21 protein-coding genes and 3 tRNA genes are annotated in these 20055 nt (G+C 66.2%); 22 read left to right on the top strand and 2 right to left on the bottom strand.

What is annotated here, in order from left to right:
- The first annotated feature begins 34 nt into the window (after positions 1-34).
- The 5 genes from DFQ14_RS00725 (at position 35) to DFQ14_RS00705 (ending at position 1548) form a co-directional block, all read left to right on the top strand.
- A tRNA-Thr gene (locus DFQ14_RS00725) sits at positions 35-107 on the top strand.
- Between the two features lie 115 nt (positions 108-222).
- Positions 223-294, top strand: a tRNA-Met gene (locus DFQ14_RS00720).
- Positions 295-388: 94 nt separating this feature from the next.
- Entirely contained in the window at positions 389-559 is a 171-nt protein-coding gene (rpmG, locus tag DFQ14_RS00715) for a 50S ribosomal protein L33 (protein ID WP_114451073.1), read from the top strand.
- A gap of 105 nt (positions 560-664) precedes the next feature.
- The gene (locus tag DFQ14_RS00710) at positions 665-1126 is read left to right on the top strand and encodes a MaoC family dehydratase N-terminal domain-containing protein (protein WP_114451072.1); all 462 of its coding nucleotides are present in this window, start codon (positions 665-667) and stop codon (positions 1124-1126) included.
- The gene (locus tag DFQ14_RS00705; protein ID WP_114451071.1) at positions 1123-1548 is read left to right on the top strand and encodes a MaoC family dehydratase; all 426 of its coding nucleotides are present in this window, start codon (positions 1123-1125) and stop codon (positions 1546-1548) included. Before DFQ14_RS00710 ends, DFQ14_RS00705 begins: the two co-directional genes overlap by 4 nt.
- Positions 1549-1852: 304 nt before the next feature.
- Here DFQ14_RS00705 and DFQ14_RS00700 read toward each other — a convergent pair whose 3' ends face one another.
- A complete protein-coding gene (locus tag DFQ14_RS00700) occupies positions 1853-3091 on the bottom strand; it encodes a pyridoxal phosphate-dependent aminotransferase (protein WP_114451070.1) in 1239 nt (412 codons plus the stop codon).
- A 203-nt stretch (positions 3092-3294) separates the two neighbouring features.
- Between DFQ14_RS00700 and DFQ14_RS00695 the strand changes: the two genes are divergently transcribed.
- The 5 genes from DFQ14_RS00695 (at position 3295) to rplA (ending at position 6210) form a co-directional block, all read left to right on the top strand.
- Positions 3295-3367, top strand: a tRNA-Trp gene (locus DFQ14_RS00695).
- 109 nt (positions 3368-3476) lie between these two features.
- Positions 3477-3878, top strand: a complete 402-nt coding sequence (gene secE / locus DFQ14_RS00690) for a preprotein translocase subunit SecE (RefSeq protein ID WP_114451069.1) — start codon at positions 3477-3479, stop codon at positions 3876-3878.
- Between the two features lie 82 nt (positions 3879-3960).
- Positions 3961-4818, top strand: a complete 858-nt coding sequence (nusG, locus tag DFQ14_RS00685; protein WP_114451068.1) for a transcription termination/antitermination protein NusG — start codon at positions 3961-3963, stop codon at positions 4816-4818.
- Between the two features lie 175 nt (positions 4819-4993).
- Positions 4994-5428 (top strand): 50S ribosomal protein L11, encoded by a 435-nt coding sequence (gene rplK / locus DFQ14_RS00680; protein WP_114451067.1) that lies wholly within the window; start codon positions 4994-4996, stop codon positions 5426-5428.
- A gap of 71 nt (positions 5429-5499) precedes the next feature.
- On the top strand, positions 5500-6210 hold the full coding sequence (gene rplA, locus DFQ14_RS00675) for a 50S ribosomal protein L1 (RefSeq protein ID WP_114451066.1): 711 nt from the start codon (positions 5500-5502) through the stop codon (positions 6208-6210).
- Positions 6211-6336: 126 nt separating this feature from the next.
- Here the strand turns inward: rplA and DFQ14_RS00670 are convergent, their stop codons facing one another.
- Positions 6337-7182: a hypothetical protein gene (locus DFQ14_RS00670; protein WP_114451065.1), complete on the bottom strand. Its 846-nt coding sequence runs from the start codon at positions 7180-7182 to the stop codon at positions 6337-6339.
- A gap of 330 nt (positions 7183-7512) precedes the next feature.
- On the opposite strand from DFQ14_RS00670, the gene rplJ reads away from it, so the two are divergent.
- The 12 genes from rplJ (at position 7513) to DFQ14_RS00610 (ending at position 20048) form a co-directional block, all read left to right on the top strand.
- Positions 7513-8043 (top strand): 50S ribosomal protein L10, encoded by a 531-nt coding sequence (rplJ, locus tag DFQ14_RS00665; RefSeq protein ID WP_114451064.1) that lies wholly within the window; start codon positions 7513-7515, stop codon positions 8041-8043.
- Between the two features lie 75 nt (positions 8044-8118).
- Positions 8119-8508, top strand: coding sequence for a 50S ribosomal protein L7/L12 (rplL, locus tag DFQ14_RS00660; protein WP_114451063.1), 390 nt, complete (start codon positions 8119-8121; stop codon positions 8506-8508).
- Positions 8509-8688: 180 nt separating this feature from the next.
- Positions 8689-9453 carry a Mut7-C RNAse domain-containing protein gene (locus DFQ14_RS00655; RefSeq protein ID WP_114451062.1) on the top strand — a complete coding sequence of 255 codons (765 nt, stop codon included), beginning with the start codon at positions 8689-8691 and terminating at the stop codon, positions 9451-9453.
- Between the two features lie 571 nt (positions 9454-10024).
- Complete coding sequence (locus DFQ14_RS00650) at positions 10025-11365, top strand: ABC transporter ATP-binding protein (RefSeq protein ID WP_114451061.1); 1341 nt, start codon at positions 10025-10027, stop codon at positions 11363-11365.
- Positions 11362-12153 carry an MlaE family ABC transporter permease gene (locus DFQ14_RS00645; RefSeq protein ID WP_114451060.1) on the top strand — a complete coding sequence of 264 codons (792 nt, stop codon included), beginning with the start codon at positions 11362-11364 and terminating at the stop codon, positions 12151-12153. The genes DFQ14_RS00650 and DFQ14_RS00645 overlap by 4 nt, the downstream gene beginning before the upstream one ends.
- A 5-nt stretch (positions 12154-12158) precedes the next feature.
- Positions 12159-12998: an MlaE family ABC transporter permease gene (locus DFQ14_RS00640; protein ID WP_114451059.1), complete on the top strand. Its 840-nt coding sequence runs from the start codon at positions 12159-12161 to the stop codon at positions 12996-12998.
- Positions 12995-14380: an MCE family protein gene (locus DFQ14_RS00635; protein ID WP_114451058.1), complete on the top strand. Its 1386-nt coding sequence runs from the start codon at positions 12995-12997 to the stop codon at positions 14378-14380. The genes DFQ14_RS00640 and DFQ14_RS00635 overlap by 4 nt, the downstream gene beginning before the upstream one ends.
- Positions 14377-15402, top strand: coding sequence for an MCE family protein (locus DFQ14_RS00630; RefSeq protein ID WP_114451057.1), 1026 nt, complete (start codon positions 14377-14379; stop codon positions 15400-15402). Before DFQ14_RS00635 ends, DFQ14_RS00630 begins: the two co-directional genes overlap by 4 nt.
- Positions 15399-16379, top strand: coding sequence for an MCE family protein (locus tag DFQ14_RS00625; RefSeq protein ID WP_114451056.1), 981 nt, complete (start codon positions 15399-15401; stop codon positions 16377-16379). Before DFQ14_RS00630 ends, DFQ14_RS00625 begins: the two co-directional genes overlap by 4 nt.
- Entirely contained in the window at positions 16376-17641 is a 1266-nt protein-coding gene (locus tag DFQ14_RS00620) for an MCE family protein (protein ID WP_114451055.1), read from the top strand. The genes DFQ14_RS00625 and DFQ14_RS00620 overlap by 4 nt, the downstream gene beginning before the upstream one ends.
- Positions 17641-18948 carry an MCE family protein gene (locus DFQ14_RS00615; protein WP_114451054.1) on the top strand — a complete coding sequence of 436 codons (1308 nt, stop codon included), beginning with the start codon at positions 17641-17643 and terminating at the stop codon, positions 18946-18948. Before DFQ14_RS00620 ends, DFQ14_RS00615 begins: the two co-directional genes overlap by 1 nt.
- Positions 18948-20048 (top strand): MlaD family protein, encoded by a 1101-nt coding sequence (locus tag DFQ14_RS00610; RefSeq protein ID WP_114451053.1) that lies wholly within the window; start codon positions 18948-18950, stop codon positions 20046-20048. The genes DFQ14_RS00615 and DFQ14_RS00610 overlap by 1 nt, the downstream gene beginning before the upstream one ends.
- Positions 20049-20055 lie beyond the last annotated feature (7 nt).

The following is a 20055-nucleotide window of genomic DNA, read 5'->3' as shown; positions in this document are numbered from 1 at the left end:
GGTGTGTAGAGTTTGGGTTGCTCCGCAAGGGCATGCCCCAATAGCTCAGTCGGCAGAGCGTCGCCATGGTAAGGCGAAGGTCTACGGTTCAAGTCCGTATTGGGGCTCTGAAAGCAGCTGCGGTACTCGGTAAGATGAGTGCTGCGGCTGCCTTGTGCAGAGCGGTCTGCAGGCTCTGCACAAGGAACCACGGGATACGTCCCACGGAGAGGTATCCTGCACGGCGGTGTAGCTCAGTGGTAGAGCAAACGGCTCATAATCGTTGTGTCGTCGGTTCGAATCCGGCCACCGCTACTACAGCTGCCGACCGCCCGTGAGGCGGTCCCCGCCCGCAAGGGGATCGGACAGTCGCACTGCCCGTTTCCGAGCACGAGAGAGAGGTCCTCCCGTGGCCAAGGCTGCCACCGATGTTCGCCCCAAGATCACTCTGGCGTGCGAGGTGTGCAAGGAGCGCAACTACATCACGAACAAGAACCGGCGGAACAATCCCGACCGGATGTCGATGAGGAAGCACTGCCCTCGTTGCAACGCGCACCGCACGCACAAGGAGACGCGCTGATTCCAGCGGCTCCGCCGCTGATCGAATCCGAGAATTCCCAAAGGCCCGTCCGGCTCCGGCCGCGGCGGGCCTTTTGCGTACCGGCTCTGCGGTAGCCTGCTGTGCGTGCCGCTCGATCAGTCATTCATCGGACGTGAGTACCCGCCCACTCGGCCCTACGAGGTCGGCCGGGAGAAAATTCGCGAGTTCGCCGAGGCCATTCGGGACGACTCCGCGCTGTACCGGGACATCGAGGCGGCGAAGGCCGCAGGATATCCCGACGTGATCGCTCCCCCGACCTTCGCCGTACTGCTGTCGATGTCGGCGCAGGAGACGATCGTCGAGGACGCACAGCTCGGTCTGGACTACAGCCGTGTGGTGCACGGCCAGCAGGATTTCACCCATCATCGCCCCATCCGCGCCGGTGACGAACTCGTCACCGTGGTGCACGTGGACGACATCAGGGCGCGGGCGGGCAACGACTTCCTGACGGTGCGCGTCGAGATCGGCACGGCGGGGGGCGAGGCGGTGTGCACCGCGACCTCCATGCTGGTGGCCCGCGGAACAGCCGAGGAGGAGCAAACGTGACGGTGCAGCTGTCCGAGGTCGCCGAAGGCGACCGGCTGCCGGAATTGTCGATTCCGGTAACCCGGGCCGACCTGGTGCGCTATGCGGGCGCTTCCGGGGACTTCAACCCGCTCCACTGGAACGAACGGTTCGCCGTCGACGTGGGGCTGCCGGATGTGATCGCGCACGGGATGCTCACGATGGCGCTGGCCGGCCGCCTGGTTACCGAGTGGACGGGCGATCCGGGTGCGATCCTCCACTACGGTGCGCGCTTTACACGACCCGTGGTGGTGCCCGACGACGGTGCGGGCGCACGGGTCGAGGTCTCCGGCAAGGTGGCCGCCAAGAACGCGGACGGCACGGTCAAGGTCTCCATCACCGCCCGCAGCGGGGGACAGGGTGTTCTCGGCGGGGCCAGCGCGACCGTGCGCCTGCCCGGGTGATCCCTCGCGGTGGGTAGCAGTGGGGCGTGAACTTCAACGGCGCCGAACGCCCTGCGTCAGGTAAGCGACGTCAGTCGCTTTCGTCGACGCACGCAGGCCGGCACCGCCCAGCAGTTTTCAGGCGGCGTCAGCCGCGTCCGCGGCCTGATCAACCGGCACCGCCGCGGGTTCTCAGGCGAGTGCCTCGCGAGGACAGTCCCGACGTGGTGTAGGTGGCTACATGATGTCGGGACTCCCACAGCGAGGCGCCGCCTGAGGTTCTGCTACCGAGCCGCTTCGCAAAGTAACCCGCCGAAAATGGGAATTACTTCGCTTCGCGGAGGAGGTTGCCCATCCGCCGAACCCCCTCGGCCAGGTCCTCGTCACCGAGGGCGTAGGACATCCGGAAGTAGCCGGGTGTGCCGAACGCCTCACCGGGCACCACGGCGACCTCCGCCTGTTCCAGGACGAGCTCGGCGAGTTCGGTGCTCGTCCGGGGCCGGACACCGCGGATCTCCGATCCCAGCAGCTCCTTCACCGAGGGGTATGCGTAGAACGCGCCGTGCGGTTCGGGGCAGCTCACGCCGGGAATCTCCGCGAGCATGTCGACGATGGTGCGCCGCCGCCGGTCGAAGGCCTCCCGCATCTCCGCGACAGCATCGAGCGGACCGCTGACGGCCTCCAGCGCGGCGCGCTGCGAGACGTTGGCGACGTTGGACGTCAGGTGCGACTGCAGATTCGTCGCGGCCTTGATGACGTCGGTCGGCCCGATCATCCAGCCGACCCGCCAGCCGGTCATGGCGTAGGTCTTGGCAACCCCGTTGAGAACCACACAGGTGTCGGCCAGTTCCGGGACCACAGCGGGCATCGACACATGGCGGGCGCTGCCGTAGACGAGATGCTCGTAGATCTCGTCGGTGATCACCCAGATACCGTGCTCGGCAGCCCAGCGCCCGATCTCCTCGATCCGTTCCGGTGGGTAGACGGCACCGGTCGGGTTCGACGGCGAGTTGAACAGCAGCACCTTGGTGCGCGGGGTACGCGCGGCCTCCAACTGCTCGATGCCGGCCAGGTATCCGGTGGATTCGTCGGTGCCGACCACGACCGGAACGCCGCCCGCCAGCGAGACGGCCTCCGGGTAGGTCGTCCAGTACGGCGCGGGGAGCAGCACCTCGTCCCCGCGGTCGAGCAGCGTGGCGAATGCCTGATACACGGCCTGCTTGCCGCCGTTGGTCACCAGTACCTGGTTCGGCTGGATCGTGTAGTTCGAGTCACGGGCTGTCTTGGTGACGATGGCCTCACGCAGTTCCGGCAGGCCCGATGCCGGACTGTAGCGGTGGTTGCGGGGATCTTCGCAGGCTGCGGAGGCAGCCTGCACGATCGGACCGGGTGTGGGGAAGTCGGGTTCACCCGCGCCGAAACCGATCACGGGTCGCCCCGCGGCTTTGAGCGCCTTGGCCTTGGAATCGACCGCGAGGGTGGCGGACTCGCTGATCCCACCGATACGTGCGGAAACGCGTGGCTTGCCTGCGCTGGAGGAGGACTGTGTCTCGGGTGCGGCCATGGTGGCATCCTCGCAGATGAGCGGCGCGCGCTCGCACGCTACCCGGCCGGGGATGTGCCGAAACGGGGATGCGGTTGGAGCCGCGCGGCCACCGTGCCGTACACTTTGGGACTTGGGATGGCTGGATCGCCCACATCCGCGGTGAAATGCGGCCGTGGGTGAGATCTGGTTGTCCTGTCTCGTGGCCGGTAAGGCGGTCACGAAGGGGTGTAGCTCAAGTGGCAGAGCAGCGGTCTCCAAAACCGCAGGTTGCGGGTTCAAGTCCTGTCACCCCTGCGTCGATGCGGACGGTGAGCGTCGGGATGCGGACGTTGAGCGAGCCGGAGGGCTCATCGACCATCGCAGCCGCGTTCACGCGTTCGACAGGCGCCGGTGAGGAGGATGCGTGAGCGAGGACCGCGAGCACGAGCAGGAGCCGAGCGGGGAGCAGCCCCGTCCGGCCGGTGCCGCGCGGCGTGAGCGCCGTGCCTCCGCCCGCTCGAGTGCCGGTAAGGGTCAGGGGGACCGTGGCGGCACGTCGAGCACTCCCGGATCGGCGGACGCGACGCAGCCCAAGGGTCGGCCGACCCCGGCGCGGGACGGTCGACAGGGCCGGGTGTCGCCGTTTCGGAAAGTCGGTCGCTTCCTGCGGGAAGTGGTCGCGGAACTGCGCAAGGTCATCTGGCCGACACGCCGGACGCTGCTGACCTACACCGCTGTGGTGCTGGTGTTCGTCAGTGTGATGGTGGCGTTCATCGCCGGCCTGGACCTGCTTTTCGGTCAGGGTGTGCTCCGGCTGTTCGGCTGAGTGCCGTACGAATCCGCACGCACAGCCGGTGATGGATACCACCGACCCGGCACGCAACACATAAGAGGAAGCGAGACCGACTGTGACCTCCTACGAGGGCCAGGATCTGTCCGACGAGCAGGCAGGCGTCGGTGCGGAGCAGCCTGCCGAGGAACAGGCTGCCGAGGTGTCGTCGGCGGACTCGAGCGACGTCGCCACGGACCCCGCGCAGGCTGCAGGCTCCGGTGAGGACACCGGTTCGAGCGAGGACGACTCGGATTCCGCCGCAGTGGTGAACGGGGCCGGCGAGACCGCCGAGTCCACCGGCGAGCAGGATGACGAGGAAGAGCCGGACCCGGTCGAGGAGCTCCGCGCGGCCCTGAAGCGGGCGCCGGGCGAGTGGTACGTCGTGCACTCTTATGCGGGCTACGAGAACAAGGTCAAGAGCAACCTGGAGCACCGCGCGCAGACGCTGGACGTCGAAGATTACATCTTCCAGGTCGAGGTGCCCACCGAAGAGGTTGCCGAGATCAAGAACAACCAGCGCAAGATGGTGCAGCGCAAGGTCCTGCCCAGCTATGTCCTGGTTCGGATGGAACTCAACGATGCCTCGTGGGGTGCGGTGCGCAACACTCCTGGGGTGACGGGCTTCGTCGGGGCGACATCGAAACCTTCACCACTGAGTATCGACGAGGTGCTGAAGTTCCTGGCGCCGCAGGTGGAGAAGGAAGCCAAGGCGGAGACGGGCAAGAAGGCGGCCAAGCAGGAGGCCGCTCAGTCTCCGGTGGAGGTCGAATTCGAGGTCGGCGAATCCGTTACCGTCATGGACGGGCCGTTCGCGACCCTTCCCGCGACGATCAACGAGGTCAACGCGGAATCCCAGAAGCTCAAGGTGCTGGTTTCGATCTTCGGCCGCGAAACTCCGGTCGAATTGTCGTTCAACCAGGTCTCCAAGATCTGACCGGCTCCCCCGGGAGCACGGCGGCCATGGCGGGTCGGCAGGGGCCTGCCGTGGAACGAGCGGCCGAGCCCTGCGGGCCCGTGCCGCCCGATTCGGCCCGTGGTCGAACGCGACGCGTGGAACGGCCACGGTACAGCGGCCGAACACCAGGTAACGAAGACACAGGAAGCACGAGATGCCGCCCAAGAAGAAGCGACTCGCAGCAATCGTCAAGCTGCAGATCCAGGCCGGCCAGGCCAACCCGGCACCGCCCGTCGGTCCGGCGCTCGGTCAGCACGGCGTGAACATCATGGAGTTCTGCAAGGCCTACAACGCCGCCACCGAGAATCAGCGTGGCGATGTGGTGCCGGTCGAGATCTCCGTGTTCGAGGACCGGTCCTTCGACTTCAAGTTGAAGACCCCGCCGGCCGCGAAACTGCTGCTCAAGGCTGCCGGTGTGCAGAAGGGCAGCGGTGAGCCGCACAAGACCAAGGTGGGCAAGGTCAGCTCGGACCAGGTCCGTGAGATCGCCCAGACCAAGTGGGTCGACCTCAACGCGCCGAACATGGACGAGGCCGAGAAGATCATCGCGGGCACTGCGAGGTCGATGGGCCTGCGGGTCGAGGACTGACTCAACCGACATATGTGGGAGGGCTTGCGCAGCCCAGCCACCACGACTGATCCATTGCGATAGGGACAGACATGGCAACGCGCAGCAGGACGTACAAGCAGGCCGCCGAGTTGGTCGACCGTACGCGGGTGTACACCCCGCGGGAGGCCGCCGAGCTGGCCCAGAAGACCGCCAAGACCCGTATGGACGCCACTGTCGAGGTGGCGCTGCGGCTCGGCGTCGACCCCCGCAAGGCAGACCAGATGGTCCGCAGCACCGTGAACCTGCCGCACGGTACAGGTAAGACTGCCCGCGTCGTCGTGTTCGCCTCCGGTGACAAGGCCTCCGAGGCCGAGGCCGCCGGTGCGGACGCGGCAGGCTCCGACGAGCTGATCGAGCGAATCCAGGGCGGCTGGCTCGATTTCGATGCGGCGGTGGCCACCCCGGACCAGATGGCCAAGGTCGGCAAGATCGCCCGTGTGCTCGGGCCGCGTGGCCTGATGCCGAACCCGAAGACCGGAACCGTCACCCCGGATATCACCAAGGCCGTCGCCGACATCAAGGGCGGCAAGATCAACTTCCGGGTGGACAAGCAGGCCAACCTGCACTTCGTCATCGGCAAGGTCTCGTTCTCCCCCGAGCAACTGGTGGAGAACTACGCTGCGGCTCTCGACGAGGTCCTGCGGTCCAAGCCGTCGACCTCGAAGGGGCGTTACCTGAAGAAGGTCACCTTCACCACGACGATGGGTCCGAGCATCTCGGTGGACCCGAGCCGGACACGCAATCTGCTCGACGCCGCCTGAGTAGCGGGCCGAGGCACTCGGGGCCGGTCTCCGCACGGCGCGGAGGCCGGCCCCGAGTCGTTCACGGCGCAGAGGCGAAGAGAGTGAACGGAACTTTCACTCGCATAGAAGTAACGAAAGTTCCGTTCACTCCCCTCTGCAGGAGGGCTCCTTCTCGTGTCCGTCGATGATCCAGCCCCCATTGGCCCGGCGTTCGAGTCCGAACTTGCCCAGGCGCGGGCCCCCTCGGACATCGAGCAGGCAGGAGGACACGGACGCGTCCGTGCCGACGATCTTCACCGCGCCCTTGCCGAACTCCGGGGATTTGTAGTTCTTGGGGAGGGTGACCCGGGCATGTAGCTGCCGGGCGGCGGTGGTGCAGTCCGGGGTCCCGTGGTTCGCCGCGAACCGGGCCTTGGCAGCCGGAGTGAACAGGACGCACACGGTGGCGGGTTTGGTGGCGACGAAGTCGTAGACCGTGGTGACCGTCTCCTCGGGAGAACTCGGCAGGACCGACCTGACGCCGTGGCCCGCCGTGGCGCCGGGAGCACCACCACCGGTGTTGCCGCTGTCGTCACCGCCGACGTAGTAGTCGATCGCGGCATTGAGCAGCAGCAGCACCACAAACACATACAGCAGCCTGCGTACGAGCTTGTACCGCAGGAGCCCCAGCGCCCGCTTCCACCACGCTCGCTTGGCGGGTGCGGCCCGGGAGGTGCCGAACTTGCCGGGCGATCCGGGGGTTTCCCCCTCGCCGTACTGGCGTTGCCATTCCTGGAACTTCCGGAATTCGAGGAACTGCTGGTACTGCCGGAACGCCTCGTCATCCTGCTGCGGCGGCGGGAGCGTGTCCCGGTGTTCCGAGGTGGTCGTCGGTCGGGGCTCGTCGACCGGTTCGGCGTCGACGACTTCCGGCACCGCCGGATTCGAGGGGGAGTCCGGGGACGATGTGTGCTGCGCGTGCTGGTCCGGCGAGTCGTTCGGGTCGGCCACGCCACACATCATGCCGTGCCCGACAAGTCACCCGCAGCCACCGGGCGGGGTGCCCTTCGAAGGACATTGCGTGTCACGTATCCTGGTGAAGGTTCCACCAAAGACCGCTGGTCTTCCCTGCGTTGCTCGCTTGGGCTCTCCTGCTCTGCCGGGCTGCGCCGGGAACGAAGGTCCCGTGAGAGGCGGGCGGACCCGCGCAGGAGAACGAGGCAACATCAGCGCGAGTTTCGCGCCCTGTGATCTTCATGCCCCGTGCCTGCTGCGCCGGGGCTTTTCTCGTCTCCGGGACTTGGTGACCGGCACCGTCGCGAGCACTAGAGAGGAGGCGAGATGGCGAAGCCCGAGAAGGTTGAAGCGGTCAACGAGTTGACGGAGCGTTTCAACAACGCGACCGCAACGGTCGTCACCGAGTACCGCGGGCTGTCCATGGGGCAGCTCAAGGAACTGCGCCGGGTCCTCGGCGAGAGCGCGACCTATCGTGTCGCGAAGAACACGCTGGTCAAGATCGCCACCAAGGAATCGGGCGTCGAGGGGCTGGACGACCTGTTCGTCGGCCCGACCGCGCTGACCTTCATCGAAGGTGAGCCGGTGGATGCCGCGAAGGCCCTGCGTGACTTCTCCAGGGACAACAAGGCCTTGGTGATCAAGGGCGGTTACATGGACGGCCGCCCGATCTCGGTGTCCGAGATCGAGCGCCTTGCCGATCTGGACTCCCGCGAGGTCACCCTCGGCAAGTTGGCAGGCGCGATGAAGGCCAAGCTGAACGAGGCCGCCGGCCTGTTCGCCGCTCCGGCGTCGCAGGTCGCTCGCATGACCGAGGCACTGAAAGAGAAGAAGGACACCGGCTCCGCCGAGAGCTGACCCACCCCCATCGACGAAAGCGTCCCTGGGTTGCGCCCGGTGCGGGCGCTGATGTGAGCTGAAAGGAACGCCATCATGGCCAAGATGAGCAACGAGGAACTGCTGGACGTCTTCAAGGAGATGACCCTCCTGGAGCTCTCGGAGTTCGTGAAGCAGTTCGAGGAGACCTTCGACGTCACCGCTGCGGCCCCGGTCGCCGCCGCGGCTCCGGCCGCTGCCGCCGGTGGCGCTGCCGAGGCGGAGGAAGAGCAGGACGAGTTCGACGTCGTGCTCGAGGACGCCGGCGAGAAGAAGATCAATGTCATCAAGGTTGTCCGCGAGGTCATCTCCGGCCTCGGCCTGAAGGAGGCCAAGGAGCTCGTCGAGGGCGTTCCGAAGCCGCTGCTGGAGAAGGTCGACAAGGACAAGGCCAACGACGCCAAGGCCAAGCTGGAGGAGTCCGGCGCCAAGGTCACCCTCAAGTGATCCCACGCTGACACAGCTCGGGCAGGGGCGGTCACCCGGTGCGGGTGGCCGCCCCTGCTTGTATCGGCGCCTTGCTGTGCCCTGGCACCGCCTGTGGGCGGATCGGCCCGGTGAGCGCCGCACCCTTGCCCGGGTGCGTGGCGAGTGTGGCCGCGCCGCTGCTCGTGGCGATAATGCGCCATGGCCTCTGATACAGCCTGTGCGGAATCGTTTCTACGGGTGTGGCTGGATCGCGAACTGTGGTTGTTCGTGGCGCCGCGTCATCGGCGTGCGCGGATCTCGGTCCGCTATGACGGCACGGCCTCGCTCGGGCACGTTGTCCAGTCTATGGGTGTCCCGCTGACCGAGGTCGGTGCCCTGCTGCTCGACGGGGTGTCCGCCGAGCACTCGCAGCGGCCCGGTCCGGCGTCGATCATCGAGGTTCGGTCGGTCGGGCGGCCGCAGGAGGTCCGTGGCTCTTTCGTGCTCGACGTGCACCTCGGGACTCTCGCGCGGCGGTTGCGACTGCTGGGGGTCGACACCGCTTACCGCAACGACGCCGCCGATGACGAGCTGATCGAGCAGTCGACGCGTGAGGGACGCGTGCTGTTGACGCGGGATCGTGGGCTCTTGCGGCGCCGGGCATTGTGGTTCGGGGCTTTCGTGCGGGGGTCGCGCACCTCCGAGCAGCTCGAGGATGTGCTGGAGAGATTCGCGCCGCCGTTGGAACCGTGGACGCGCTGCTTGGCCTGCAATGGTGAGCTTGCGCCGGTGCCCAAGGGGCAGGTGGCCGGTGAACTGGAGCCGGGTACTCGGCGCTGCTACGACGTCTATGCGCGCTGCCGCTCGTGCGGGCGCGTGTACTGGCGCGGAGCACATGCTCCCAAGCTCGATGCGATCGTGGAGCAGGCCCGTGCGGTTCACCCGGGCCAGGGGGAGAATCCTCGAATCCGAGGATCCCCATAGGTCCTCCGAACTACTGTATCCGCGCAGACGAGCGGATCACACACCGCCGGATTCTTCGGTGGTCTCGCAAGGCTCCCGGTACGCCCGGTATATGCACAAAGTGACCCGGCGTTTTCGCCGCGTCGAGGAAACTGCTTGTGTCGTTTCGAGCAGTTCTCCCGCAATGCGGGATTCCCACGTTTCTCCTTCCGCAGGTGGCGAGGCCGTTCACCACGCGAGGTCGAGAAATTTCTCGTGGGCCCTTGTGTGTGCGCGGTCATCCGGCGAGACTGCTCTCCCACCCGGGAGTCACGGCTCCCGCTGTGTCGTTACAGCATCAATACCGGCTGCTGAAGTGCAGACAGAGGGCAAAGCGGGCGCTGCCGATTTCCGGTGAAAAAGAAAGGCACGGCAGCAGTAACTCGGAGCTCCTGCGCTCGTTGCCTAGGTGTGACGCGCCCAACCCCGGTTAAGCGTGTCACATATGTCAGGCTCCCCGACTGAGCCGTTCGCCCCGGATCCCGCGTGTGGGGATTACCGGCGGCAGGGATGCCAGTGCGGGATGCGGCCAATGAGAGGCGCGGAGGTACGGATGGGCGTCGAAGTGGCCGTCGAGGGACTGTCGAAGTCTTTCGGTGCGCAGACCATCTGGTCCGATGTCACGCTGACCTTGCCGAGAGGTGAGATCAGCGTTCTGCTCGGACCCTCGGGAACCGGCAAATCGGTCTTCCTGAAGTCGTTGGTCGGGTTGCTCACGCCCGAGCACGGCCGAGTGGTCATCAACGGTGTGGACGTCTGCAGCTGCTCGGAGCGCGAGCTCTACGAGATCCGCAAGCTCTTCGGCGTGCTGTTCCAGGACGGTGCGCTGTTCGGGTCGATGAACCTGTACGACAACATCGCGTTCCCCTTGCGTGAGCACACTCGCTCCAGCGAGACCGAGGTCCGCAACGTGGTGCTCGAGAAGATGGAGATGGTCGGGCTCATCGGCGCCGAGACGAAGCTGCCCGGTGAGATCTCCGGTGGTATGAAAAAGCGCGCGGGACTGGCGCGGGCACTGGTGCTCGATCCCGAGATCATCCTGTTCGACGAGCCCGACTCCGGTCTGGACCCGGTCCGCACCGCCTACCTGAACCAGCTCATCGTCGACCTCAATGCGCAGACCGACGCGACGTTTCTGATCGTCACTCACGACATCAACACGGCGCGTACGGTGCCGGACAACATCGGCATGCTGTTCCGGCGCCACCTGGCCATGTTCGGCCCCAGGGAGGTGTTGCTGACCTCGACCGAGCCCGCTGTCGAGCAGTTCCTCAACGGGCGCAGGCAGGGCCCGATCGGCATGAGCGAGGAAAAGGACTCCGGGCAGGCAGCTGCCGAACTCGCCGAGCTGGACGACGACAAGGGCGTACCGGAGATCATCCCGCAACTGGAGATCTCGCCCGGTGTGCCCCGGCGTGCGGCCATTCAGCGACGCCAGGACCGGGTGATGGCCAACCTGCAATCCCTGGACGCCGATGCCCGGCAGGAAGTCCTCAGGAGTCTCGGCCCTCGGGAACGCGAGCGCTACGGCGTTTCCGCAGGCGACGATCCGGTGCTCGCCGAGGTGGGGCAACCGGCGGACGAATCCCCGGAGAAGGCCACCGTGCAGCGGACGGAGTCGATGCACGGGTCCCTGTCCGCGGAGCAGGTGGCGTCTCTGCCCACCGACTCCGGACAGCAGGAGCACCCCACCGAACCCCGGCCGGATTCCCCCCGAGTCGGTGGGCAACGACCCGATGAGGTCAAACCCACTCCCGCTCCGCGCCGGGAAGCACAGTCGATTCCCGAGCAGCAGTCCCAGGAGGACCGGGGATCGGCAGGCGCGCGGCAACCGGGTGGTGCACATCGGCGTAGCTGGTTCGGCCGTAAGAGCAACCGGGGTGGTGACCAGTGACCGCACCCTCGCAGGCGGGATTTCCCGGCGCGGGCGCGTTACGTGAAACCGGCAGGCTGTTCGCGCTGGCACTCGACGTGCTCCGCGCCCTGCCCAAGCGACCGTTCCAGATCCGCGAGTTCATCCAGCAGTGCTGGTTCCTGGCCGGCGTCACCATCCTGCCGACCGCGCTGGTGGCCATCCCGTTCGGCGCGGTGATCGCCCTGCAGCTCGGCTCGCTGACTCGCCAGCTCGGTGCGCAGTCGTTCACCGGTGCGGCCAGCGTGCTGGCGATCATCCAGCAGGCCAGTCCCATCGTGACCGCGCTGCTCATCGCGGGCGCCGGTGGCTCGGCGATCTGCGCCGATCTGGGCTCGCGCAAGATCCGTGACGAGATCGACGCGATGGAAGTGCTCGGAGTCTCCCCGATCCACCGCCTGGTGGTGCCGCGCGTGCTCTCGGCGATGCTCGTGGCCGTGCTGCTCAACGGCATGGTCAGCGTGGTCGGTGTGATGGGTGGTTACTTCTTCAACGTCATCATGCAGGGGGGTACGCCGGGTGCCTACATGGCCAGTTTCGGCGCGCTGGCACAGCTGTCGGACGTGTGGATCGGGGAGATCAAAGCGCTGTTCTTCGGCTTCATCGCCGGTGTGGTGGCCGCCTACCGGGGGTTGAACCCCCCGCCGGGGCCGAAAGGCGTCGGGGACGCCGTGAACCAGTCGGTGGTGATCACCTTCCTGCTGCTGTTCGCGGTGAACTTCATCCTCACGACGGTGTACCTGCAACTCGTTCCACCCCAAGGGATGTGACGGGCATGACGACGATTTCCCAGCGCGCCCGCCGCGCCCTGCGGCGCCCACTGGAGGTGCTCGACGATCTGGGGGACCAGATGTCGTTCTACCTGCGGGCGCTGGCGTGGATCCCGAAGTCGATCACTCGCTACACCAAGGAAGTGCTGCGTCTGCTGGCCGAGGTCAGTTTCGGCAGCGGTGCGCTCGCGGTGATCGGCGGCACGGTCGGCGTGATGATCGGCCTGACCCTGTTCACCGGCACCGTGGTCGGTCTGCAGGGCTATGCCGCCTTGAACCAGCTCGGTACCTCGGCCTTCGCCGGGTTCATTTCCGCCTACTTCAACACCCGTGAGATCGCCCCCCTGGTGGCCGGTCTGGCCCTGTCGGCCACGGTCGGCTCCGGATTCACCGCGCAGCTCGGTGCCATGCGGATCTCCGACGAGATCGACGCGCTGGAAGTGATGGGCATTCCGAGCCTGCCGTACCTGGTCACCACTCGGGTGATCGCGGGTTTCGTCGCGGTGATCCCGCTGTACGTACTGGGGCTGCTCACCTCGTACCTGGCTGCACGCACGGTGACGGTGCAGCTGTACTCCCAGTCGGGGGGCACCTATGACCACTACTTCAACTTGTTCCTACCACCGGAGGACGTGTTGTGGTCCTTCGGTAAAGTGCTCGTCTTCAGTGTGCTGGTGATCATGACGCACTGCTACTACGGCTACCGCGCCAGCGGTGGCCCGGCAGGTGTCGGTATCGCGGTGGGCCGTGCCGTGCGGACGGCGATCGTGGCCACCGCTTTGCTCGACTTCTTCCTCAGCCTCGCGATCTGGGGCACCACCACGACAGTTCGGATTGCCGGATGAGTGCCAAAAACCGAAGCAGGCGCGCGCTGACCACCATCAGGCGCCGGTTGATGGGGCTGGCGCTGTTGATGTGCATGGTGCTGTTCGTCGCTCTGACCGTGGCGACTTATCAGAAGGTGTTCAAGCCGGTCGTCACCGTGATGCTGCATGCGGGGTCCGTGGGCAACCAGCTCCAGCCGCGGTCGGACGTGAAGGTGCGCGGGGTTCTCGTGGGCAAGGTCCGCGAGATCACCGCCGGCGGTGACGGTGCAACCCTGCAGCTGGCGCTGGATCCCGACAAGGTCGATGCGATCCCGGCGAACGTCTCCGCCCGGCTGCTGCCGAAGACGCTGTTCGGTGAGCGCTACGTATCCCTGCAGTTACCGGAGAATCCGTCCACGCGGAACTTGTCCGAAGGGGACGTGATCCCCCAGGACCGCACGCGCGCCGCCATCGAGCTGCAGACGGTGCTGGCCGACACGCTCCAGACCCTGCAGGCGGTGCAGCCTGCGGACCTGGCGGCGACGCTGAACGCACTGAGCACGGCCCTCGACGGGCGGGGCGAGCAACTCGGCAAGACCCTCTCGCAGCTCAACACTTACCTGGAGGGACTGAATCCGTCGGTGCCGGACCTGCAACGCAACTTGCAGGAACTCGTCGGTGTCGCCCGCACCTACGAGGAGGCCGCACCGGATGTGCTGCAGGCGATGCGGAATCTGACCACGACCTCGCGCACGCTGGTCGAGCAGCACGAGAACCTCGATGCCCTGACCACGCGGTTGACCACGACCTCGCAGGATCTCCGGAAATTCCTCGAAGCCAATCGGGAGAACTTGATTCGCCTGAACGAGTCGTCCCGGCCGACATTGGGCATTCTGGCCAAGTACGCACCGGCATACCCCTGTTTCCTCAAGGCGATGTCGGGTCTCGTGCCGCGCATCAACAACGCCTTCGGCGTGGGCACCGACGAACCCGGCCTGCACATCACCCTGGAGATCACGTCTCATCGGGGCAAGTACAAGCCGAACCAGGACGAACCCGAGTACAACGACAAGCGCGGTCCGCGCTGCTACAACTTCAAGAACGGTCCGAAGCCGTTCCCGCAGTACCCGCCGGACGGTCCGGTCAAGGACGGCTCGTCCGCACCGCCCGCCGCACGGACCTCCAACAGCGGTCTCAACCCTCCGGCCGAACAGGCCGGGGCGCAGGCTCCGGCGGGCACGTCGCCGCAGTCGGCGGATCCGGCAACCGGCGGCCTCGGCATCGCGAACTCGCCCGCCGAACGCGACTTCGTCTCCGCACTGATGGCTCCCACGATGGGTGTGCCTGCCCGTGAGGTGCCGGAGTGGGGATCGCTGCTGGTCGGACCGCTTCTGCGGGGAGCGGAGGTGAGTTACCGATGAACGCACGTTCCCTCACCGGTCCGCTGGTGAAGTTCCTGATCTTCGTGCTGGTCACGGTGCTGGCCACCGGAGTCCTGATCGCCACCATCGCCAACGAGAGCCTGCGCTCCTCGAAGTCCTACTCGGCACTGTTCACCGACGTGACCGGGTTGTCCGAGGGCGACGAGGTGCGCATCTCCGGGGTGAAGGTCGGCGAGGTGGAGGACATCCGGGTCGTCGACCACGGCACCGCCAAGATCCGGTTCAGCGTTTCCGAACGCAGACTGCCCGAGTCGGTGACGGCGGCGGTGAAATGGCGCAACCTGATCGGGCAGCGCTACGTCGCCCTGGAACGGGGGGCGGGGCCGGTCGACGAGTTCATGGACGCAGGCGAGACGATTCCGGTGGAGCGGACCAAGCCACCGCTGGATCTCAGTGCCCTGCTCGGCGGGTTTCAGCCGCTGTTCGAGGCGCTGACACCGAAGGAGGTCAACAAGCTCTCGTTCGAGATCATCCAGGTGCTGCAGGGCGAAGCGGGCACGGTGGAGAGCTTGCTGGCGCACACGGCCTCCCTGACCAAGACGATCGCCGAGAAGGACAAGGTGATCGGTCAGGTGGTGGGCAACCTCAACAGCGTGCTCGCCACCGTCAACTCCCGCAGCGAGGAACTGTCCGGGCTCATCGTGCAGTTGCAGAAGCTGGTCTCGGGACTGGCTGCGGACCGCGGCTCGGTCGGCAGCGCCCTCAGCGCGATGGACGAGCTGACCAACACCACAGCGGGGCTGCTGGCCGAGTCGCGGCGCCCGCTGCGTCAGGACATCGCGGGCCTGCACGAACTGAGCAAGAACCTCAACGGGCACCAGGCCCTGGTCGAAAGGGTCCTGCAGAACATGCCGAACAAGCTGACCACTCTCTCGCGGACCGCGAGCTACGGCTCCTGGTTCAACTTCTACCTGTGCGAGGCATCCGGATCGGTCGGTATCGGTGAGCAGGAGCTGCCGCTGCCGTTGATGCCGGTGACTCAGCCGAGGTGCCGGCGATGACCTCATTCCAGAAACGTGACCCGCTGAAAATCGGTGTGGCCGGGCTGCTGACGCTGGCGCTGGCCTTCGTCCTGGCGATGAATTTCGAGAGCCTGCCGTTCGTCCGGGGCAAGACCTATGTTGCCCACTTCAGCGAGGCGGCCGGGCTGACCACGGACAACGTGGTGCGCGTGGCCGGGGTGGAAGTCGGCACGGTCACCGATGTCGAACTGGAGGGTGATCACGTCAAGGTCTCTTTCGCAGTCTCCGATGCGTGGGTCGGCAACCGGTCCCACGCGGCGATCAAGCTCGGAACCCTGATGGGGCAGAAGTACCTGGCACTGGATCCTCGGGGCAGCAAGGAGCTGCCGAGTTCGGAGCCGATCCCGCTGCAGCGCACGATGTCGCCCTACGATGTCATCGAGGCGTTCAGCGGCCTGTCCAAGACCGTCGGAAAGATCGACACGGATCAACTCGCCAAGAGTTTCCGTACGCTGTCGCAGACCTTCTCCGACACTCCGGAGGAAGTGCGGGGCGCTCTCGAGGGACTGTCCGCGCTGTCGAAAACGATCGCCAAGCGCGACCAGCAGCTCAAGGAGCTGTTGAACCGGACCAGCGAGCTCGCCGGAACCCTTGCGGACCGCAATGCCGAGATCGAGAAGTTGCTCGCCGACGGCAATCGATTGCTCGAAGAGCTGCGGGTCAGGCGGGACGCGATCAGTTCGCTGCTCGACGGCACCCGGGAGCTGTCCCGGCAACTGACCGGTCTGGTCGACGACAACGCGGCGCAGATCGAGCCCGCGCTCACGCAGCTGGACAAGGTCACCGCGATGCTGCAGCGCAATCAGGACAATCTCAGCCGCAGCATCGAGAAGATGGCCCCGTTCACCCGGCTGTTCTCCAACGTTCTCGGTAACGGCCGCTGGTTCGACGTCTACATCTGCGGTCTGCTTCCCCCCGCCGCCGGCCCGATCAATCGGGAGGGCTGCCTGCCATGAGGTCGATCAAAACGGCTTGGGCGGTGCGTCCGTCCCGCCTCGGAAAACCTCCGTTCACGCGGACACTGGCACTCGCCTGCACGTTCACACTGCTCGTGACGGCGGCCGCATGGTGGCTGTTCTTCGGTGCCAACGAGCGCCGGTTGACGGCGTACTTCGATACTGCTGTGGGCGTCTACGAGGGCAGCGAAGTACGGGTGCTGGGAGTGCCCGTCGGGCGGGTCGAGAAGGTCCAGCCGCAGCCGAAGAAGGTGCGGGTGGCGATGACCGTGCGGCGTGACGTCAAGATTCCCGCCGATGCCGGTGCCGTGGCCGTCTCGCCGAGCGTCGTCAGCGGCCGCTACATCCAGCTCGCTCCCGTCTACGAGGGAGGGCCGACGATGGACGACGGCGCGGTGATCGGCAACGAACGCACCGTCACACCCGTCGAGGTCGACGAGATCTTCAGCAATCTCAACAAGCTCAACGTGGCGCTCGGTCCGAAAGGCGCGAACAGCGACGGCGCCCTGTCGAAGCTGCTCGAAACGAGTGCGGCGAACCTCAAGGGCAACGGCAAGTTGCTGTCCGAGATGCTGAAGAACTTCGGACAGGCGAGTTCGACGTTGTCCGGCAGCAGTGAGGATCTGTTCGCCACGGTCGACAAGCTGCAGAAGTTCACCTCGATGCTGGCGTCCAAGGACGAGCAGGTCCGCCGGTTCAACACCCAGATGCGCGAAATCCAGGAGTTGTTCGCCTCCGAGCGACAGGACCTGGGAGCGGCGCTGTCCGAGCTGGCCCTGGCACTGGGCAAGGTCGAGTCGTTCGTGCGGAACAACCGGGAAAAGCTGCACAGCAACGTCGAGCAGTTGAACTCGGTGGCACAGGTGCTGGTCGAGCAGCAGGCGGCGCTGCGCAAAACACTCACCTACGCTCCGCTCGCCCTGGGCAACCTGCAGAACACCTACAACGCGGCCTCGGGCACGCTGGACACGCGGGCCAACATCAACGAGCTCAATCAGCCACCGATCGTGCTGGTGTGCAAGCTCGTGCAGCAGACGGCACCGGAAACGGGAACGGCGCTCGACAAGCTGCCCCAGGGCTTGACCGACCTGTGCAAGCAACTTCAGGGGGTCATCGACGGCACTGTGCCGCTGCCGACACCGGCGGAGACGATTTCCGCTCTCCAGCAGGGCAAACTGCCGGAACTGCCGCTGCCGGTGCAGCGCAGCAGTGATGCCGTATTCGGAACCCAGCAGCAATCCACCGAAGGAGGTGGCCGGTGATGGGCTCGCTGCGGACGAACGCCTTCGCGAGGAATCGGTCGATTTCCCGGGAACCCGATACGTCGCGGCAGGAGCGTTCCACCGGGCGAAGTCGGCATCGGGCGCTGTCTCCGGCGCGGGCACTGATCGCCGTGCTGGCCACGGTGGCGCTGGTCAGTGGCTGCGGGATCACCGAATTCAAGGGAGTCCACAGCCTGCCGTTGCCGGGTGGCGCCGACCTCGGGAACGATCCGTATCAGGTCACGGTGCGCTTCCGGGATGTGGTGGATCTCGTGCCCAACGCGGGAGTTCGGGTCGACAATGTCCCCGTGGGCAGGGTCAGCTCGATCGAGCTGACCCCGAAGTCGTGGCAGGCGCAGGTGACTCTCTCCGTCAACGGCGATGTCGACCTGCCTGCCAACGCGACCGCGTCGATTCAGCAGTCGAGTCTGCTCGGCGAGAAGTACGTCGAGCTGGCTCCACCACCGAAGTCGGAAAAGCCCGTCGGCACGTTGACCGACGGAGCGATGATCGGTATCGAGCGCACCGGGCGTGGCCCCGAGGTCGAAGAGGTGCTGGGGGCGCTGTCCCTGTTGCTCAACGGCGGTGGTATCGCACAGATCAAGAACATCGCCTCCGAGCTCAACGCAGCACTGGACGGTCGCGAGGCCGATGTGCGCAACCTTCTGTCCAACTTGGATGAACTCGTGTCCGAGCTGGACGCACAGCGGGACGAGATCACGAAGGCGCTCGACAGCGTGAACCGGCTCAGTGCCACTCTGAAGGCGCAGCGTGCCGACATCGATGTGGCCCTGCGCGACCTCGGCCCGGGACTGCGAGTGCTCAACGAGCAGCGTGATCAGCTCGTGACGATGCTCGAATCGCTGGACAAGCTCTCCGGTGTGGCCACCGATGTGGTCAACCGGACCAAGCAGGACCTCGTGGCGAACCTGAAGTCGCTGCAGCCGGTGCTGCGCCAGCTCGCCGCCGCGGGGTCGGACCTGCCGAAGTCCCTCGAGCTGTTGCTCACCTACCCCTTCACCGATGGCGCGGTCCAGGGCGTCAAGGGCGACTACACGAACCTGTATGTCGACGCGGACCTGAACCTGACCCGCGTTCTCGAGAACCTGGGGCGCAGCAGGCAGCCGATCGTCCACCCACCGGAGTCGGCGGGGTCCTCGGAGCCGCCGTTGCCGCTGCCGCTGCTGTCCGGCGGAGCAGGCAACGGGCAACCACCCGCCACCTCGCCCGGGGATTCCCCACCCGCGCCGTCTCCGGACTCGGGCTCTTCCGGCGGGATTCTGGACAGCCTCCTGGGAGGTGACTGATGCTCAGCCGCAAAGTTCGCATCCAGATCGCCGCGTTCGTCGCGGTCGCGCTGGTCGGCGTGAGCTATGCCGGAGCTCGTTACGCCGGTTTGGATCGTCTGTTCGGCCCGCGCGGCTACGTGGTGACGATGCAACTGGCCGATTCGGGAGGCATCTTCTCCAATGCCGAGGTGACTTACCGGGGAGTGCCGGTGGGTCGGGTGGGCAACCTGCGCCTGACCGACAACGGGGTCGCGGTGCCGCTGGACATCGAGCCGAGCGCACCCCCGATCCCGGAGAACGTCAAGGCCGTGGTCGCCCAGCGGTCGGCCGTGGGTGAGCAGTACGTGGATCTGCGTCCGCAGAGCACGGGCGGACCTTACCTCGACGGCGAATCCGTGATTCCGCAGCAGGCCACCGAGACACCGTTGCCGGTGGAAGACCTGCTCACGAACCTGGACGCCTTGGTCAAGTCGGTTCCCAAGGATGCCCTGCGGACGGTCGTCGACGAACTCGGCAAGGGTTTCGCGGGCACCGGACCGGACCTGCAGAAGATCCTGGACACCAGCAGCGACTTCGTCGCCGAGGCACAGCAGCACCTGCCGCAGACCCGGAAACTGCTGGAAGACGGCAAAACCGTGCTGGCCACCCAGAACGAGCAGGGTTCGGCGATCAGGTCGTTCAGCGAAGACCTGCGCCTGGTTTCCGAACAGCTCAAGCGCTCCGATGGAGACCTGCGCGCGGTGATCGAGCAGGCGCCGGCAACAGCACGGCAGCTCAGTGGCCTGCTCCGGGAGACCGGCCCCCAGCTGACCAACCTGGTGAGGAACCTGACCTCGACCTCGGAGATGCTGGCGACCAAGACCGACGCGATCGAGCAGATGATGGTGACCTACCCGCTCGTGACCGCAGGCGCCTACACTGTCACGCCCGGTGACGGGACCGCCCACTTCGGTCTGGTGGTCAACACGTTCGATCCGATGCCGTGTTATTACGAGAGCACCGAGAAGCGGGCGGGCAACGAACTGGCACCGGTGCCGCTGAACACCGAAGCACAGTGCAAGGTGCCGCCGGACAGCCCGACCGCTGTACGCGGAGCACGCAACGCACCTGGTCGGTGAGGGGCGC

It is taken from the genome of Halopolyspora algeriensis, from assembly GCF_003337235.1.
Classification (GTDB): Bacteria; Actinomycetota; Actinomycetes; order Mycobacteriales; family Pseudonocardiaceae; genus Haloactinomyces; species Haloactinomyces algeriensis.
The sequence above is the reverse complement of the archived record's forward strand: the minus strand, read 5'-3'. Positions and strand labels throughout refer to the sequence as shown.

Bases quoted from the DNA above. Each gene is read 5' to 3' on its own strand.
- DFQ14_RS00620 (WP_114451055.1), top strand. From the start codon at position 16,376: ATGAGGTCGATCAAAACGGCTTGGGCGGTGCGTCCGTCCCGCCTCGGA.
- DFQ14_RS00615 (WP_114451054.1), top strand. From the start codon at position 17,641: ATGGGCTCGCTGCGGACGAACGCCTTCGCGAGGAATCGGTCGATTTCC.
- DFQ14_RS00700 (WP_114451070.1), bottom strand. From the start codon at position 3,091: ATGGCCGCACCCGAGACACAGTCCTCCTCCAGCGCAGGCAAGCCACGC.
- DFQ14_RS00655 (WP_114451062.1), top strand. From the start codon at position 8,689: ATGGCCTCTGATACAGCCTGTGCGGAATCGTTTCTACGGGTGTGGCTG.
- DFQ14_RS00635 (WP_114451058.1), top strand. From the start codon at position 12,995: ATGAGTGCCAAAAACCGAAGCAGGCGCGCGCTGACCACCATCAGGCGC.
- rplK (WP_114451067.1), top strand. From the start codon at position 4,994: ATGCCGCCCAAGAAGAAGCGACTCGCAGCAATCGTCAAGCTGCAGATC.
- DFQ14_RS00630 (WP_114451057.1), top strand. From the start codon at position 14,377: ATGAACGCACGTTCCCTCACCGGTCCGCTGGTGAAGTTCCTGATCTTC.
- rplA (WP_114451066.1), top strand. From the start codon at position 5,500: ATGGCAACGCGCAGCAGGACGTACAAGCAGGCCGCCGAGTTGGTCGAC.
- rplL (WP_114451063.1), top strand. From the start codon at position 8,119: ATGGCCAAGATGAGCAACGAGGAACTGCTGGACGTCTTCAAGGAGATG.
- rplJ (WP_114451064.1), top strand. From the start codon at position 7,513: ATGGCGAAGCCCGAGAAGGTTGAAGCGGTCAACGAGTTGACGGAGCGT.
- DFQ14_RS00625 (WP_114451056.1), top strand. From the start codon at position 15,399: ATGACCTCATTCCAGAAACGTGACCCGCTGAAAATCGGTGTGGCCGGG.
- DFQ14_RS00650 (WP_114451061.1), top strand. From the start codon at position 10,025: ATGGGCGTCGAAGTGGCCGTCGAGGGACTGTCGAAGTCTTTCGGTGCG.
- DFQ14_RS00610 (WP_114451053.1), top strand. From the start codon at position 18,948: ATGCTCAGCCGCAAAGTTCGCATCCAGATCGCCGCGTTCGTCGCGGTC.
- DFQ14_RS00640 (WP_114451059.1), top strand. From the start codon at position 12,159: ATGACGACGATTTCCCAGCGCGCCCGCCGCGCCCTGCGGCGCCCACTG.